Here is a 16,024-nt window from a genome sequence, read left to right as displayed (position 1 = left end):
TTCAAGCGCTGGCGCCTCAAAACGGCGACGCCGGGGCCGAACAGGCGCAGCACAAACCACCGCCGCCCGATTGTAACGCGGCAGAAACGCCCTTAAGTCTTCTTCGGCATACGATGCGGCACCTGAATCGCCGCGATCAATTCGGGGAGCGCCCAATGGACTTCAGTGGTTTCGACATCGTCATTCCGGTACTTGTCGTCCTTGTGCTCCTGCTGCTCTTCGCAGGCATCAAGACCGTCCCTCAGGGCTACAACTATACGGTCGAACGCTTTGGCCGCTACACCAGGACCCTGACGCCAGGGCTCAACCTCATCATCCCGTTCATCGACCGCATCGGCGCCAAGATGAACATGATGGAGCAGGTGCTGGACGTACCGACGCAAGAGATCATCACCAAGGACAACGCGATGGTCGCCGTCGACGGAGTCGCCTTCTACCAGGTGCTCAGCGCGCCGCAGGCCGCCTACCAGGTTGCCGGGCTGCAGAACGCCATCCTCAACCTGACCATGACCAACATCCGCACCGTCATGGGCTCGATGGATCTCGACGAGTTGCTCTCCAATCGCGACGCCATCAATGAGAGGCTGCTGCGCGTCGTCGACGAAGCGGCCCACCCATGGGGCATCAAGATCACCCGCGTCGAGATCAAGGACATCAACCCACCTGCCAACCTCATCGAGTCGATGGGCCGCCAGATGATGGCGGAACGCAACAAGCGCGCCCAGATCCTCGAAGCCGAAGGCATGAAGCAGTCGCAGGTTCTGGAAGCCGAAGGCCGGCGCGAAGCGGCGTTCCGCGACGCGGAGGCGCGCGAGCGCGCCGCCGAGGCCGAGGCGCGCGCCACCCAGGTGGTGTCGGAAGCCATCGCCAAGGGCGACGTCCAGGCGATCAACTACTTCGTTGCCCAGAAATACACCGAAGCGCTCGCCAAGATCGGCTCGGCCCCCAACAGCAAGGTCGTGCTGATGCCGATGGAGGCGTCGTCGCTGATCGGCACCTTGGGCGGCATCGGCGAGATCGCCAAGGAGGTGTTTCGCGCCGAAGGCACCAGCGGTGCGCAGCGCCAGGCCTCGCGCACGCCGCGGATTCCGCCTGAACAGAACTGAGCGCCATTGATGGGAGCGCCCGAATGATCGCAAGCATCGTCGCCGAACTCGGCCCGTGGAACTGGATGCTGCTCGGCTTCGTCCTGCTGACGCTGGAGATCTTCGCGCCGGGCGTTTTCCTGCTGTGGATCGGCATTGCCGCGCTGATCGTCGGCTCGGCATCGCTGCTGTTGTGGGACGTGGCGCTGTGGAGCTGGCAGGTCCAGGTGCTGGTCTTCCTGGTGCTGGCGCTAGTCTCCGCCTATGTCGGAAAGAAGATCGTGCGCGACCGCGAAGGCCTGTCCGACCAGCCGCTGCTCAACCAGCGCGGCGCCCAGATGATCGGCCGGACGGCGACGCTCACCGAACCGATCAAGGAAGGCCGAGGACGCATCAAGCTCGGCGACACCATGTGGCGCGTTTCAGGCCCCGACCTCCCGGCAGGCGCGCAGGTCCGCGTCACCGCCGCCGGAGACACCGATCTGGAACTGCGGGTGGAGCCGGTCTGAGCCGGCGTTGAGCCTGTGGTCCCGAGGGTGCCGTTCAGGCGGCGCCGATCCTCAGCAGGTCGTGGAAGTGGATGAGGCCGACCGGGCGATCGCCTTCGACGACGATCAGCGCGCCGATGTTGTTTTCATTGAGCATGGCGATTGCCGCTCCGGCCAGCATGTGGCGCGGGACGGTCTTGGGACGCACGGTCATGATCTCTTCGACGCGCGTCTCGGCAAGATTGCGGTCGAGATTGCGCGAAAGATCGCCGTCGGTGATGATGCCGGCAAGCTTGCCATCGGCATCCGTGACGCAGACGCAGCCGAAGCGTTTCTTGGACAGCGTCCGGACCGCTTCCGGCATCTTGGTGCCGACCGGCACGACAGGCATCTCGTCGCCCGTGTGCATGAGGTCGCCGACCGGCGTCAAGCTCGCGCCGAGCTGGCCGCCGGGGTGGAAGGTGCGGAAGTGGTCGGCGGTAAAGCCGCGCGCCTCAAGCAGCGCGACGGCCAGCGCATCGCCGATGACCAGTTGCAGCAAGGTCGATGTCGTCGGGGCCAGGCCGTGCGGGCAGGCTTCCGGCGCGCGCGGCAGCGACAGCAGCACGTCAGCCTGGCGCGCCAGCGCCGACGTCTCGCCTGCGGTGATGGCGATCAGCGGGATCGAGAAGCGGCGCGAATAGCCGACAATGCCCTTGAGTTCGGCCGTCTCGCCGGACCAGGAAATCGCAACGATTGCGTCGTCCTTGGTGATCATGCCGAGGTCGCCGTGGATGGCTTCGGCGGGGTGGACGAAATAGGCGGGCGTGCCGGTCGAGGCGAACGTCGCGGCGATTTTCTTGCCGATATGCCCGCTCTTGCCGACACCTGTGATGATGGCGCGGCCATTGAGCTGGCCCAGAACCGAAACAGCCTTGGCGAACGGTGCGGCAAGGCTGCCTTCGAGCGCTGCCACCAGCGCCACGATGCCGGCCTGCTCGGTTGTGACGGTGCGGAGGGCCGAGGCGATGGACGCCTGCCCGTCCGGCTCTTTTTTCAGAGATCCAGCGTGCATGGCGCATGCGTTAGCGCTTCGCAGGCCGCCTGTCCATCAATATCCCCCGTTCCGCGACCTGTCCGCCGCCCAGCTAAACACTCCATTAACCATGGCCATTTACCAGTTGCTAAGCACGACGCGCCTTGCGTCGGCGAAGCAGTGGTGATGATGGCGCGCATCTCGGGAGAGCGAACAAGGCACCTTGAGGGTGCGCGTATCTGCGTCTTGCTGGCGACGGCGAGCGCGGCGGCGCTGTTGTTCGCATTGCCCGTGCATGCGCAGCAGGCGGGCCTTCGCGGCGCCGTTGCCGAGACCGACGCGAGCACATCTGTGCTGAAGCGCAGGGGCCAGGCCGCAGCTCAGCCGGCGGAGGCTGCCGCACGGGACCAGTCCACCTACGAACCGGCCAGCCCGGGCGCAGTGCCCGCCCAAGATGCTGCGACCGCGGACCTTTTCAGCGAACCGCCGAACGCGGACGACGCTTTTGGCGACGCCGCGCCGATGCGCGCCACTGCGCCTACCACCGCCCGCCAGCGCGCCGAGGAAAGGCGGAAGGCGCAGGCCCGGCCACGCGCGTCAGCGACGGCCATCCGCCCAGGCGCGGAAACGCCTGCCGACGACATGACGACCGGCACCGTTCGCCAGGGGACTGTGGATTCAGCGACGCTGCCGGAAAATGGTCCGGATGCCGCACGCCAGCGTGCCATCGAGGGCCGCCAGCCTTTGCCCGAAGAAAACCCCTTCGCCCCGACCGGCATTCGCTTTGGTACGTTCACCCTCAAACCGACGCTCGAGCAAGGCGTGGAAGCCACCTCGAACGCCGATTCGAGCAGTGACGGCAAGTCGGCGGTTCTGTCGGAAACCTCGCTGCGCCTGAACGCCGCGTCCGACTGGGAAAGCCATTCGGCGACCATCGACGCCTACGGAAACTTCCGCAAATCCGTCTCAGGACAGGACATCCAGGACGTCACCGGCGGCATTGACGGGCGGCTTGAGCTCGATCTCGCCGAAAGCCTGCGCGCGATTGCCCGGCTCGGCTACAATGTGCGCCCGGAATCGGCCAGTTCGCCGGTGGTCATCACCGGCACTGCCGAACGCCCCACCCTGCAGACCGTCGAAGGCGAACTCGGGCTGGAAAAGGATGTCGGCAAGTTCCGCTTCGGCGTCGTCGGCGAGGCGGTCAGGGAAAGCTACGGCGATGCCGACCTGTCGGATGGCGGCACGCTGTCCCAGAAGGACCGCAACTCGACGCTCTATACCGGCCGCTTCCGCGCCGGCTACGAAGTATCGCCGGCGCTGACCCCGTTCGGCGAGGTCGAGTTCGGCCGCAGGATTTATGAACTGCGGCTCGACACTGCCGGTTTCGAACGCTCGTCAAACCGCGTCGGCGCGCGCGCCGGCGTCGAGATCGACATGGGCGAGAAATTCGGCGGCGAACTCTCCGCCGGCTGGATCTCGGAGAAATTCGACGACGACCGCCTCGCTCCGGTTTCCGCCGCGACCATCGCAGCCGACCTCAAGTGGTCGCCGATGCGCGGCACGATCATTGGCCTCACCGGCGAAACCTATGTCGAAGGTTCGACCACGCCCGGCGACAGCGGCTCCGTGCTCTACACCGGGCGCCTCAGCGTCGAGCGCCAGCTACGCGCCAATCTCACCGGCTTCGTCGCGGCAGGCGCCGGCTGGCGCGACTATGCCAGCTCAAGCGATCACGAGTTGCGGCTCAGCGCCGAAGCAGGCCTGACCTGGTGGCTCAACCGCTACGCCGGCCTGACCGGCAGGCTGCGCCACGAGACGTTCGACAGCACCTTGCCCGACCGCGACAGCAAGACCAACAGCGTTTTCCTGGGACTGAAGGTGCAGCGCTAGCCTGCAGCCGGGTTGGCCGTGGCAAGCCGCTTCAGGGCCTCCTCCCCCGAACCCGCATAGACTTCGCTCATGATCAGGTCGCCCAATGGCAGGCGGTGGCCCCAGCCATGCTTTTCGAGGTCGGGTTTGGGCGCGAATTCACTGACATGGCCGACGCAAAGATAGGCCACCGGGACGACATGCGCGGGAATGGCCAGCAATTGTTTCAACGCTTCCCTGTCGAGAATGCTGACCCAGCCGACGCCGATCCCCTCGGCGCGCGCCGCCAGCCAGAAATTCTGAACCGCGCAAACAGTGCTGAACAAGTCCATCTCGGGATTGTGCCAGCGCCCCAGCGGGGAGGTCTGCGTGCGGCTGCGATCGCAGGTGACGACGAGGTTGAGCGGGCTTTCGCAGATGCCCTCGAGCTTGAGCTTGCGATACAGCGCCTGCCGCTCCCCGGCAATTTGCGGCAGTTCGATTTCGCGGGCGGCGAGGAACAGCTTGCGCACCTGCGCGCGCCGTTCGCCATCGCGAATGACGATGAAGTTCCACGGTTGCATGAAACCGACCGAGGGCGCGTGATGCGCCGCCATCAATAGCCGCGCCAACACGGCATCGTCGATCGGGTCAGGCAAAAAATGGCTGCGCACGTCGCGGCGCGTGAAGATGGCGCGGTAAACCGCGTCTTGGGCTTCAGGCGCAAAATCATGCGTGCATGTGTCATTGGCAGCCGGCATCGCGTGTCCCCTTGCGATCGAAACGGCGTCCCTCCGCCTGACCATGCGGTGGACCATTTCTGCCGGGCCGGTCTTCTGGCTTGAGTTCAACCCGCACCGGCGCCTTCCCGCTCATCGCAGTGGCTTATGCCGATACGGTCCCTCATACAGCGTTGGGCACGCCACGGATTTGCACCGTGTTCCCGATTCTCCCGCATCGCTGCGGGCACCTGGCAGACGTCTTTCTACAGCGTGCCGGCCTTCAAGGCTACAGCACGGCGCGCCGCGAACTGGCGCGCCGGCGACATCAGCGGGCGGGCTTCATCTCCCGCAGCAGGCCTTCGATGACATCGGCCATGCGTTCGTTGATGTCCGAGCGCGACAGGGCGAACGCCACATTGGCCTCGACAAAGCCCTCCGGCGAACCGCAATCGAACGTACGGCCACGATAGTGGTAGCCGTAGAAGGACTGCTTCTTCTCGAGCTTCAGCATCGCGTCGGTAAGCTGGATCTCGTCACCCGCGCCGCGCTCCTGCTTGGCCAGGATATCGAAGATTTCCGGCTGCAGGATGTAGCGGCCATTGATGTAGAGGTTCGACGGCGCAGTGCCTTGCTTGGGCTTCTCGATCATGCCTTCGATTTCGAAGCCGGTATGGACCGACTTGCCCTGGCCGACTATGCCATACTTGTGCGCTTCCGCCGGATCGCACTCCTGCACGGCGATGATGTTGTTGCCCGTCTCGGCGTAGAGTTCGACCATCTCGCGCATGCAACTCTTCTCGGACTGCATGATCATGTCCGGCAACAGCAAGGCGAACGGCTCGTCGCCGACCAGTTCGCGCGCGCACCAGACCGCGTGGCCAAGGCCGAGCGGCACCTGCTGGCGCGTGAACGATGTCTGTCCCGGTGCCGGCTGCAGCTTCTGCAGCCGCTCGAGCTGCTCGCCTTTGCCGCGCTGGGCGAGCGTATCGTAAAGCTCGAACTGGACGTCGAAATGGTCCTCGATCACCGCCTTGTTGCGACCGGTGACGAAGATGAAATGCTCGATGCCTGCCTCGCGCGCCTCGTCGACGACATACTGGATGACCGGGCGGTCGACCACGGTCAGCATTTCCTTGGGAATCGACTTCGTGGCCGGCAGAAAGCGGGTGCCCAGGCCTGCGACGGGAAACACTGCCTTGCGAACTCTCTTCATTGCGCGGTCGTCCGATGATTCTGGCTATCGGGCGCCGACAATGTCATGCCCGAATTGATGATTACGGAATGCGTTCACATATTTAGCGTCCAGCGGCAAGACCGGTGATCACGCGATCTTGATTGTCTCGGCCAGTCGGGGAACAATCCAGACACCGCTTTTCACTCCCCTGGGGGTCTATGGTAAACTGATTGATAACCGGCATCGGCGATGAATCGACTTTCTGATCTCTCCAAGGAGGAAAGAATGCCCCTTCGCAAGACCGCCCAAAGCCTGGCAAGCGTAGCCGCAATCGCAGGCCTGTCGCTCGCCCTTATGCTTCCGGCCGGCCCTGCGGCCGCCGAAGCCGGTTTCCAGCGCTGGGTCGCAAGTTTCCGCTCGGTTGCCGCCGACAACGGAATCTCCGGCTCGACCTACGACCGCGCCTTTCGCGGCGTAACCTCAGCCGATCCGGAAGTGCTTGAAAAGGCACGCTTCCAGCCGGAATTTACCGCCCCTGTCTGGGATTATTTCGACAACCGCGTGCACGACCAGTCGATTGCGGTCGGCCGTGAGATGGCGCGCAAGTGGAAGCCGTGGCTCGACCGCATCGAGGCCAGCTACGGCGTCGATCGCTATGTCCTGCTCGCCATCTGGTCGATGGAATCGAACTACGGCGAAATTCTCAAGAACGACAAGGTGATGCGCAATGTCGTGCGTTCGCTGGCAACCCTCGCCTATGGCGACCAGCGCCGCGCCAAGTTTGCCCGGACCCAGCTGATCGCCGCGCTCAAGATCCTGCAGCGTGGCGACATCGACGAAAGCCACCTCGTGGGTTCGTGGGCCGGCGCGATGGGTCACACCCAGTTCATCCCGACCAGCTACCAGGCCTATGCCGTAGACGCGGATGGCAATGGCCGCCGCGACATCTGGAACTCGGTGCCGGATGCGCTGGCAACCGCTGCCAACCTGCTCAGGAAGAATGGTTGGCAGGCTGGCAAGACCTGGGGCTACGAGGTCGTGCTGCCGGAAGGCCGCAAATTCCCGTCGGGCTCGCTCACGCTCGACAAGTGGGCTTCGCTCGGTGTCGAACGCGCCAATGGCAAGTCGTTCAAGCGCGGATCGGATGTCGCCACGCTAAAGGTGCCAGACGGCCGTGGCGGCCCCGCCTTCCTGATGACCAAGAACTTCCAGGTCATCAAGCGCTACAACAACGCTGACAAATACGCCCTCGCCGTCGGCCTGCTCGCCGACGAGATCGCCGGATATGGCGGGCTGGTGCAGGACTGGAAGCGGCCCTTCACCAAGCTCAGCTTCGAAGAAAAGCAGGAGTTGCAGAAGCGGCTGTCGGCGCATGGCTATTACGACGGCAAGGCCGATGGCAAGATTGGCGAGGGTTCGCGCTCGGCAATCAAGACATTCCAGGCCCAGTTGGGCTTGACGCAGGACGGCCATCCGAGCATGGAAGTGCTCAAATGGCTGAGGCGTAATTAGCAATCGGAGGTTGCGGTTGGCATCGTCGCGTCGTTCGAACAAAGTCGCACTGCGCCTGATGATGCCGCTTGTCGCGGCGGCGGTCGCATTGACCGCCATTGCGAGCACCATGCCCTCCCCGGCAATGGCCCAGGAGGGCATCTTGCGGCGCTGGTCGCTGCGCGACCTGTTCATGCCGCGCCGCGAACCGCGCGTCGATCCCTACATTCTCGATGAGCCAAGGGCCAAGCCGCGCAAGCTGCGCAAGAAGCCGCGCAAGCCCAATGCCGCCATCGGCAATGTCGCCAGGCCTGCCGAACCTGCCATACCTGTGGTCGAGAAGCTGCCGGACGCGCGCGTCGTGCTGGTCATTGGCGACTTCCTCGGCGCCGGCATTGCGGAAGGCCTGACCACGGTGTTCGCAGAAAACGCCAAGGTGCGCATCGTCGACAAGACCAGCGGCTCCTCGGGCTTTGTCCGCGAAGACTATTTCAACTGGCCCGAGCAGGCCAAGATCCTGATCGAGCAGGAGAAGCCTGCCGCCGTCATCATCATGATGGGCTCCAACGACCGCCAGCAGATGCGCGTCGGCGACAATCGCGAGCCGTCGATGAGCCCGGCCTGGACCAGGGAATACACCGCGCGCACCGAAAAGCTGGCCAAGACGATCGCCGACGCCAAGGTGCCGTTCCTCTGGGTCGGCATGCCCGCCTTCAAGTCATCGAAGATGACGACCGACATGCTAGCCTTCAACGACATCTATCGCGCCGCGACGGAGACTGCCGGCAGCGAATTCGTCGATGTCTGGGACGGCTTCGTCGACGAGAGCGGCGCCTTCGTCACCAGCGGCCCCGACATCAACGGCCAGCCGGTCCGGCTTCGCTCCGACGACGGTATCAACGTCACCAAGGCCGGAAAGCGCAAGCTTGCCTTCTATGCCGAAAAACCGCTGAACAAGCTGCTTGGCATCGGGCCGCAAGGCACCGAGACAGTCGTGCCCGCAAGCCTGCCGCAGGCGACCCCCGGCGAGCTCAACGTGCCCGTCAACATCGACCGCACCGTTCCGGTCTCGCTGTCGGATCCCGAACTCGACGGCGGCACCGAGCTGATGGGCGCCCAGACGACGACCGCGAAGACCGAGCCCAATTCACCAGGCGAGAAGCTGGTGGTCGAAGGCATCGCGCCCAAGGCTCCGGCCGGTCGCATCGACGATTTTTCGTGGCCGCCCAAGAAGCTGCCTCCGTCTGCAGCCTCCGAGACCACGACCGCCATCAAGCGCTGACATCGGTTGTGCGTCCTTCGAGGCTCGCCCGCAGAGGTTCGGTCCAGGTCCGGGACCGCAATGGGGGCTCGCACCTCAGGATGAGGACTGTTTGCGCTTGCGGCCCCCTCTCAATGTCTGCGGTGCTTCTTCTTTAAGATGAAGCGGCGCGCTTTCAAAATGAAAGGCTCACACCTCAAAATGGGAGTCGCTTGCGCCACGGGTCCTCATCCTGAGGTGCGAGCCTGCACAATCAAGCCGAGCCATGGAGGAGGTCGATGGGCGAGCCTCGAAGGACGCACTTACATGGATGAAAGACGAAGGACCCGCACCTCAGGATAAGGGCCGTTTGCGCAAACGGTCCTTATCCTGAGGTGCGAGCCCCCAAAATCTGCCGGGCCATGCAGGACGTCAGCGGGCGAGCCTCGAAGGATGCACCCGCTTTACCGTCAGCGTGGCAGGACGCTCGATCCCATCAGCACCTCGTCGATGGCGCGAGCGGCCTGGCGACCTTCGCGGATCGCCCAGACGACCAGCGACTGGCCGCGGCGAATGTCGCCGGCGACGTAGAGCCTGTCGATGTTGGTCTTGTAGTCGAGATCGTTGGCCGTGACATTGCTCGAGCGGCGGCTGTCGGTGGCGATGTCGAGCTTGCCTTCCAGCTCCTTGACCACGCCGCCCGAGATCGGGCCGGCAAAGCCGATGGCGATGAAGGCGAGATCGGCGCGGATGACGAAGTCCGTGCCCGGGATCGGCTTGCGCTTGTCGTCCACTTCGCAGCACTTCACGCCGGTCAGCTGGCCCTCTTCGCCGATGAACTCGAGCGTCGCCACCTGGAACTCCCGCTGCGCGCCCTCGGCCTGCGACGAGGATGTGCGCATCTTGGTCGCCCAATAGGGCCACACCGCGAGCTTGTTTTCCTTCTCCGGCGGCTGCGGGCGGATGTCGAGCTGGGTCACCCGCACGGCGCCCTGGCGGAACGCGGTGCCAACACAGTCGGAAGCGGTGTCGCCACCGCCGACGACGACCACGTGCTGTCCGCCTGCGACGATCGCCTCGGATGGCCAGGCGACCGACTGGATGTCTTCGCCGCCGACGCGCTTGTTCTGCTGGACCAGATAGGGCATCGCGTCGTGGACGCCCTGGAGGTCGCTGCCGGGAATGCCGGCCGGGCGCGGCGTCTCGGAGCCACCGCAATAAAGCACGGCGTCATATTCGGCGAGCAGGTCCTCGACCTTCTTGTCGACGCCGACATTGACGCCGCAATGGAAGCTCACGCCCTCGCCCGCCATCTGTTCGACGCGGCGGTCGATATAGTGCTTCTCCATCTTGAAATCAGGGATGCCGAAGCGCAGCAGGCCGCCCGGACGGCTCTCGCGCTCATAGACATGGACGTCATGCCCGGCGCGGCCGAGTTGCTGCGCCGCCGCCATGCCGGCGGGGCCGGAGCCGATGATGGCAACCTTCTTGCCGGTCTTTGTTTCCGGCGGATAGGGCCTGACGTAGCCGGTCTCATAGGCCTTTTCGGCAATCGCCTGCTCGACGGTCTTGATCGCGACCGGAATGTCCTCGAGGTTCAGCGTGCAGGCTTCCTCGCAAGGCGCGGGGCAGATGCGGCCTGTGAACTCGGGAAAGTTGTTGGTCGAGTGCAGGTTGCGGATCGCGTTGTCCCAGTCGCCATTGTAGACCAGATCGTTCCAGTCGGGGATCTGGTTGTGGACCGGGCAGCCGGTCGGGCCATGGCAGAACGGAATGCCGCAATCCATGCAGCGCGCGGCCTGCTTTTCCACTTCCTTGTCCGACATCGGCAGCGTGAACTCGCGGAAATGCCGGATGCGATCGGAGGCCGGCTGGTACTTGTGCACCTGCCGGTCGATTTCGAGAAAACCTGTAACCTTGCCCATCGTAACTCTCGTCAATCATGCCCGGCGGCTCGGCGCGGGCGTAGAATTCCACCACTTCAAATGAAGCATGCGATGGCGGGCGCCCGCTTGCAGGCGCCGCGCCGGCCGGATGGCCGCGGCTATTCCGCCGCGACGTTCATCCGCATGCGCTCCATCTCGATCAGCGCGCGGCGGTACTCCACCGGCATGACCTTGCGGAATTTGGGTCGGTAGCTCGCCCAGTCGTCGAGGATCTGCTTGGCGCGGGTCGAACCGGTGTAGTGCATGTGGTTCGAAATCAGCTGCACCAGGCGCTCCTCGTCGTGGCGGGTCATGTCGCCCGACACGTCGACGCGGCCCTTGTGGGCGATGTCGCCACCGTGGTGGTGGAGCTTCTCCAGCATGTCGTCCTCTTCGGGGACCGGCTCGAGTTCGACCATCGCCATGTTACAGCGTTCGGCAAAATCGCCTTCCTCGTCGAGCACGTAGGCGACGCCACCAGACATGCCCGCCGCGAAGTTGCGGCCCGTCTTGCCGATGACCACCACCACGCCGCCCGTCATGTACTCGCAGCCGTGGTCGCCCACGCCTTCGACGACGGTGACCGCGCCCGAGTTGCGGACGGCGAAACGTTCGCCGGCCACGCCGCGGAAGTAGCATTCGCCTTCGGTCGCACCGTAGAGCACGGTATTGCCGACGATGATCGACTCCTCAGCGACGATCTTGGCATCCTCAGGCGGACGGATGACGATGCGGCCACCCGAAAGGCCCTTGCCGACATAGTCGTTGCCGTCGCCGACCAGCTCGAACGACACGCCGCGCGCCAGGAACGCGCCGAAGGACTGCCCGGCCGTGCCGGTCAGCTTCACCGAAATCGTGTCCTCGCGCAGGCCCTTGTGCTTGAAGCGCTTGGCGACTTCGCCCGACAGCATCGCGCCGGCGGAGCGGTCGACGTTGCGGATGGTTGCCTCGATCTTCACCGGCTGGCGCGCTTCGAGAGCGGGCTTGGCTTCCGCAATCAGCTTGCGGTCGAGCACGTCGTCGATCGGGTGCTTCTGGCGTTCGGTCCAGTGCGTCGCCGAAGCGGGCGCATCCGGTCTGTAGAACACCTTGGAGAAGTCCAGGCCGCGCGACTTCCAGTGGTTGATCAGCTCGCGCTTCTCCAGCAGGTCGCTGTTGCCGATGACCTGGTCGATATGGGTGTAGCCCATCTTGGCCAAAAGCTCGCGCACCTCTTCGGCCACGTAGAAGAAGTAATTGATGACGTTCTCGGGCGTGCCCTTGAAGCGCTTGCGCAGCACCGGATCCTGTGTGGCGACGCCCACCGGGCAGGTGTTGAGATGGCATTTGCGCATCATGATGCAGCCCGCCGCGATCAGCGGCGCGGTCGAGAAGCCGAACTCGTCGGCGCCCAAAAGCGCGCCGATGACGACGTCGCGGCCGGTGCGCAGGCCGCCGTCGACCTGCAGCGCAACGCGCGAGCGCAGGCCGTTCAGCACCAGCGTCTGGTGCGTCTCGGCGAGGCCCATCTCCCACGGGCTGCCGGCATGCTTCAGCGAGGTCAGCGGCGAAGCGCCGGTGCCACCGTCGTAGCCGGAGATCGTGATGTGGTCGGCGCGCGCCTTGGCGACGCCCGCCGCAACTGTGCCGACACCGACTTCCGACACCAGCTTGACCGACACGTCGGCGGCCGGATTGACGTTCTTCAGGTCGTAGATCAGCTGCGCCAGATCCTCGATCGAGTAGATGTCATGGTGCGGCGGCGGCGAGATCAGCCCCACCCCTTGCGTCGAATGACGGGTCTTGGCGATCGTCGCATCGACCTTGTGGCCGGGCAGCTGGCCGCCCTCGCCGGGCTTTGCGCCCTGCGCCACCTTGATCTGCATCATGTCGGAGTTGACGAGATACTCCGTCGTCACGCCGAAACGGCCAGAGGCGATCTGCTTGATCGCCGAACGCTCGGGGTTCACCGAGCCATCGGGCAGCGGCAGATAGCGATCCGGCTCCTCGCCGCCCTCACCCGTGTTCGACTTGCCGCCGATCTTGTTCATGGCAATCGCAAGCGTGGTGTGCGCCTCGCGACTGATCGAGCCGAAAGACATCGCACCGGTCGAGAAGCGCTTGACGATCTCGGCCGCCGGCATCACGTCGTCGAGGGCGACCGGCTTTCGGCCGCTCTCCTGCGCCGACTTGATGTGGAACATGCCGCGGATCTGCTGGGCGCGCGCCGTCTCGCTGTCGATCTGGGCCGAGAACTCCTTGAAGGTCGACCACGATCCCTGGCGCACGGCATGCTGCAGCGAGGCAACCGCGTCCGGCGTCCACATGTGAGCTTCGCCCCGGATGCGGTACATGTACTCGCCGCCGACGTCGAGCGCGTTGCGCAGCACCGGGTCCTCGCCGAAGGCGGAGGCATGGCGCTCCACCGTTTCAGCCGCGATCTCATCAAGGCCGACGCCTTCGATGTTGGTCGCGGTGCCGGTGAAGTACTTCTCGACGAAGTCGCTCTTCAGGCCGATGGCGTCGAAGATCTGCGCGCCGCAATAGGACTGGTAGGTCGAGATGCCCATCTTGGACATGACCTTGAGGATGCCCTTGCCGATCGACTTGATATAGCGGCCGACGATTTCGGAACCGTCCACTTCAGGCGGGAACTCGCCCCGCTTGTGCATGTCGGTCAGCGTGTCGAAGGCCAGATACGGGTTGATCGCCTCGGCGCCATATCCGGCCAGGCAGCAGAAGTGGTGCACTTCGCGCGGCTCGCCCGATTCCACCACGAGGCCGACCGAGGTGCGCAGGCCCTTGCGGATGAGGTGGTGGTGGACGGCAGCCGTCGCCAGCAGCGTCGGGATGTCGATGCGATCGGGCCCGATCTGGCGATCGGACAGGATGATGATGTTGTAGCCGCCCGCGACCGCGGCCTCCGCACGCTCGCACAGCCGCTCGATGGCGCCGGCCATGCCGGCAGCCCCTTCAGCCGCGGAGTAGGTGATGTCGATCGTCTTGGTGTCGAACCGGTCCTCGGTATGGCCGATCGAACGGATCTTCTCCAGGTCGCCGTTGGTCAGGATCGGCTGGCGCACCTCGAGCCGCTTGCGGCGCGAGGACCCGACGAGATCGAAGATGTTCGGGCGCGGGCCGATGAACGACACCAGGCTCATCACCAGCTCCTCGCGGATCGGATCGATCGGCGGGTTGGTGACCTGGGCAAAGTTCTGCTTGAAATAGGTGTAGAGCAGCTTGGTCTTGTCCGACATCGCCGAGATCGGCGTGTCGGTGCCCATCGAACCCACCGCCTCCTGGCCGGTCGTGGCCATCGGCGACATCAACAGCTTGGTGTCTTCCTGCGTGTAGCCGAAGGCCTGCTGGCGATCGAGCAGGGACACGTCCTTGCGCAGTTCGCGCGGCTCGACCGGCTTCAGTTCCTCGAGGATGAGCTGGGTGTTGGCCAGCCACTTCTTGTAGGGGTGCTTGGTGGCGATCTCGGACTTGATCTCCTCATCCGAGATGATGCGGCCCTTGACCAGGTCGATCAGCAGCATCTTGCCGGGCTGCAGGCGCCACTTCTTGACGATGCTCTTCTCGTCGACCGGCAGCACGCCGGCTTCGGAGGCCAGGATCACGCGATCGTCGTCGGTGACGATGTAGCGGGCCGGACGCAGGCCGTTGCGGTCGAGCGTAGCACCAATCTGGCGGCCGTCGGTGAAGCACACGGCGGCAGGGCCGTCCCAAGGCTCCATCAGCGCTGCGTGGTACTCGTAGAAGGCCTTGCGGTCGGCATCCATCGACTTGTTGCCGGCCCACGCTTCCGGGATCAGCATCATCATGGCATGCGCCAGCTTGTAGCCGCCCTGGAACAGGAACTCGAGCGCGTTGTCGAAGCACGCCGTGTCCGACTGCCCCTCATAGGAGATCGGCCAGAGCTTGGAGATGTTGTTGCCGAACAGCTCGCTGTCGACCGACGCCTGGCGCGCCGCCATCCAGTTGTTGTTGCCGCGCACCGTGTTGATCTCGCCGTTGTGGGCGACCATACGATATGGATGCGCGAGCTTCCACGATGGGAAGGTGTTGGTCGAGAAGCGCTGGTGGACGAGGATCAGCGCGCTTTCGAAGCGCGGATCGGAAAGGTCCTTGTAATAGGCGCCGACCTGGTTGGCCAGGAACATGCCCTTGTAGACGACGGTGCGCGCCGACAGCGACACGCAGTACGCGCCGATGTCCTTGTTGTTGTTCTCGGCATAGATGCGGCCGGAGATCACCTTGCGCAGCAAATAGAGGCGGGCCTCGTACTCCTCGTCATCCTCGATGTCGGGGGTACGGCCGATGAACACCTGGCGGTGGTAGGGCTCGGCCGCGACGATTTCCGGCGCCTTCGACAGCGACGCGTTGTCGACCGGAACGTCACGGAAGCCGATCAGCGGCAATCCCTCGGATTGCGCCGATTCGCGGATGATCTCGTCGATGTGGTCGCGCATCGCCGCGTCCTGCGGCATGAACCAGTGGCCGACGCCATACTGGCCGGGTGCCGGCAGTTCGATGTCCTGCTTGGCCAATTCCTCGCGGAACAACGTGTCGGGAATCTGCACCAGCACGCCGGCGCCGTCGCCGACCAGCGGGTCAGCACCCACCGCACCGCGATGCGTCAGGTTCTCGAGCATGAAAAGCCCGTCCTTGACGATCTGGTGCGACTTGACGCCCTTCATCTGGGCGATGAAGCCGACACCGCAGGCATCGTGCTCGTTGCGAGGATCATAAAGGCCATGCGCTGCATAGCCGGTGGTGGTTCGGAGATGATCGGTTTTCTTGTTGGCCGCTTTCGTCTGCGCGGCCGGCACAAAACCCGTCGTCACAGATGGCGTCAACTCCGTCATCGTCTCTTCTCCATTCCGGCCCGTTTTGGGCAGTTCAATTTGGGACGGCAACATGCCGATCCGCGCACCTTCAGATATGCTTCGATATGCTTGCGGCGCGGTGCCGTTGGCCGGCACCGAACCGCCAGTCGGGGCAGACAAGGCCGGGCATGACCCGGCGCGACATCTGACCCTGGCTCGCGGCGG

General features: G+C 64.5%; 10 protein-coding genes and 1 riboswitch. Of the genes, 5 read left to right on the top strand and 5 right to left on the bottom strand.

Going from position 1 to position 16,024, the window contains the following annotated elements:
* Positions 1 to 155 precede the first annotated feature (155 nt).
* Both PCJ21_RS15755 and PCJ21_RS15750 read left to right on the top strand, forming a co-directional pair.
* The gene (locus tag PCJ21_RS15755; protein ID WP_269932363.1) at positions 156 to 1,106 is read left to right on the top strand and encodes an SPFH domain-containing protein; all 951 of its coding nucleotides are present in this window, start codon (positions 156 to 158) and stop codon (positions 1,104 to 1,106) included.
* Between the two features lie 23 nt (positions 1,107 to 1,129).
* The gene (locus PCJ21_RS15750) at positions 1,130 to 1,594 is read left to right on the top strand and encodes an NfeD family protein (RefSeq protein ID WP_269932362.1); all 465 of its coding nucleotides are present in this window, start codon (positions 1,130 to 1,132) and stop codon (positions 1,592 to 1,594) included.
* Between the two features lie 34 nt (positions 1,595 to 1,628).
* On the opposite strand, the gene PCJ21_RS15745 is transcribed toward PCJ21_RS15750, so the two are convergent.
* A complete protein-coding gene (locus PCJ21_RS15745; RefSeq protein ID WP_269932361.1) occupies positions 1,629 to 2,627 on the bottom strand; it encodes a KpsF/GutQ family sugar-phosphate isomerase in 999 nt (332 codons plus the stop codon).
* 147 nt (positions 2,628 to 2,774) lie between these two features.
* Between PCJ21_RS15745 and PCJ21_RS15740 the strand changes: the two genes are divergently transcribed.
* A complete protein-coding gene (locus PCJ21_RS15740) occupies positions 2,775 to 4,478 on the top strand; it encodes an outer membrane beta-barrel protein (RefSeq protein WP_333474402.1) in 1,704 nt (567 codons plus the stop codon).
* Here PCJ21_RS15740 and bluB read toward each other — a convergent pair.
* The gene (bluB, locus tag PCJ21_RS15735; protein ID WP_269932360.1) at positions 4,475 to 5,197 is read right to left on the bottom strand and encodes a 5,6-dimethylbenzimidazole synthase; all 723 of its coding nucleotides are present in this window, start codon (positions 5,195 to 5,197) and stop codon (positions 4,475 to 4,477) included. The genes PCJ21_RS15740 and bluB overlap by 4 nt on opposite strands.
* Before the next feature lie 48 nt (positions 5,198 to 5,245).
* Positions 5,246 to 5,425: riboswitch (cobalamin riboswitch) on the bottom strand.
* A 58-nt stretch (positions 5,426 to 5,483) separates the two neighbouring features.
* Positions 5,484 to 6,371, bottom strand: coding sequence for a UTP--glucose-1-phosphate uridylyltransferase GalU (galU, locus tag PCJ21_RS15730; RefSeq protein ID WP_269932359.1), 888 nt, complete (start codon positions 6,369 to 6,371; stop codon positions 5,484 to 5,486).
* A gap of 246 nt (positions 6,372 to 6,617) precedes the next feature.
* Here galU and PCJ21_RS15725 point away from each other — a divergent pair, with 246 nt between their 5' ends.
* Positions 6,618 to 7,844: a lytic murein transglycosylase gene (locus tag PCJ21_RS15725; protein ID WP_269932358.1), complete on the top strand. Its 1,227-nt coding sequence runs from the start codon at positions 6,618 to 6,620 to the stop codon at positions 7,842 to 7,844.
* Positions 7,845 to 7,860: 16 nt separating this feature from the next.
* On the top strand, positions 7,861 to 9,105 hold the full coding sequence (locus tag PCJ21_RS15720; protein ID WP_442866026.1) for an SGNH/GDSL hydrolase family protein: 1,245 nt from the start codon (positions 7,861 to 7,863) through the stop codon (positions 9,103 to 9,105).
* Positions 9,106 to 9,533: 428 nt separating this feature from the next.
* Here PCJ21_RS15720 and PCJ21_RS15715 read toward each other — a convergent pair whose 3' ends face one another.
* Together PCJ21_RS15715 and gltB are read right to left on the bottom strand one after the other, a co-directional pair.
* The gene (locus PCJ21_RS15715) at positions 9,534 to 10,988 is read right to left on the bottom strand and encodes a glutamate synthase subunit beta (protein WP_269932357.1); all 1,455 of its coding nucleotides are present in this window, start codon (positions 10,986 to 10,988) and stop codon (positions 9,534 to 9,536) included.
* A 119-nt stretch (positions 10,989 to 11,107) separates the two neighbouring features.
* Entirely contained in the window at positions 11,108 to 15,838 is a 4,731-nt protein-coding gene (gene gltB, locus PCJ21_RS15710) for a glutamate synthase large subunit (RefSeq protein ID WP_269932356.1), read from the bottom strand.
* Between the last annotated feature and the right edge of the window lie 186 nt (positions 15,839 to 16,024).

Source organism: Aminobacter sp. HY435, assembly GCF_027568395.1.
Classification (GTDB): domain Bacteria; phylum Pseudomonadota; class Alphaproteobacteria; order Rhizobiales; family Rhizobiaceae; genus Aminobacter.
This window is presented reverse-complemented; position numbering and strand designations above follow the sequence as displayed.

Coding starts and splice junctions, on each gene's coding strand:
- galU (WP_269932359.1), bottom strand. CDS start 6,371: ATGAAGAGAGTTCGCAAGGCAGTGTTTCCCGTCGCAGGCCTGGGCACC.
- PCJ21_RS15745 (WP_269932361.1), bottom strand. CDS start 2,627: ATGCACGCTGGATCTCTGAAAAAAGAGCCGGACGGGCAGGCGTCCATC.
- PCJ21_RS15740 (WP_333474402.1), top strand. CDS start 2,775: ATGATGGCGCGCATCTCGGGAGAGCGAACAAGGCACCTTGAGGGTGCG.
- PCJ21_RS15725 (WP_269932358.1), top strand. CDS start 6,618: ATGCCCCTTCGCAAGACCGCCCAAAGCCTGGCAAGCGTAGCCGCAATC.
- PCJ21_RS15750 (WP_269932362.1), top strand. CDS start 1,130: ATGATCGCAAGCATCGTCGCCGAACTCGGCCCGTGGAACTGGATGCTG.
- bluB (WP_269932360.1), bottom strand. CDS start 5,197: ATGCCGGCTGCCAATGACACATGCACGCATGATTTTGCGCCTGAAGCC.
- gltB (WP_269932356.1), bottom strand. CDS start 15,838: ATGACGGAGTTGACGCCATCTGTGACGACGGGTTTTGTGCCGGCCGCG.
- PCJ21_RS15715 (WP_269932357.1), bottom strand. CDS start 10,988: ATGGGCAAGGTTACAGGTTTTCTCGAAATCGACCGGCAGGTGCACAAG.
- PCJ21_RS15755 (WP_269932363.1), top strand. CDS start 156: ATGGACTTCAGTGGTTTCGACATCGTCATTCCGGTACTTGTCGTCCTT.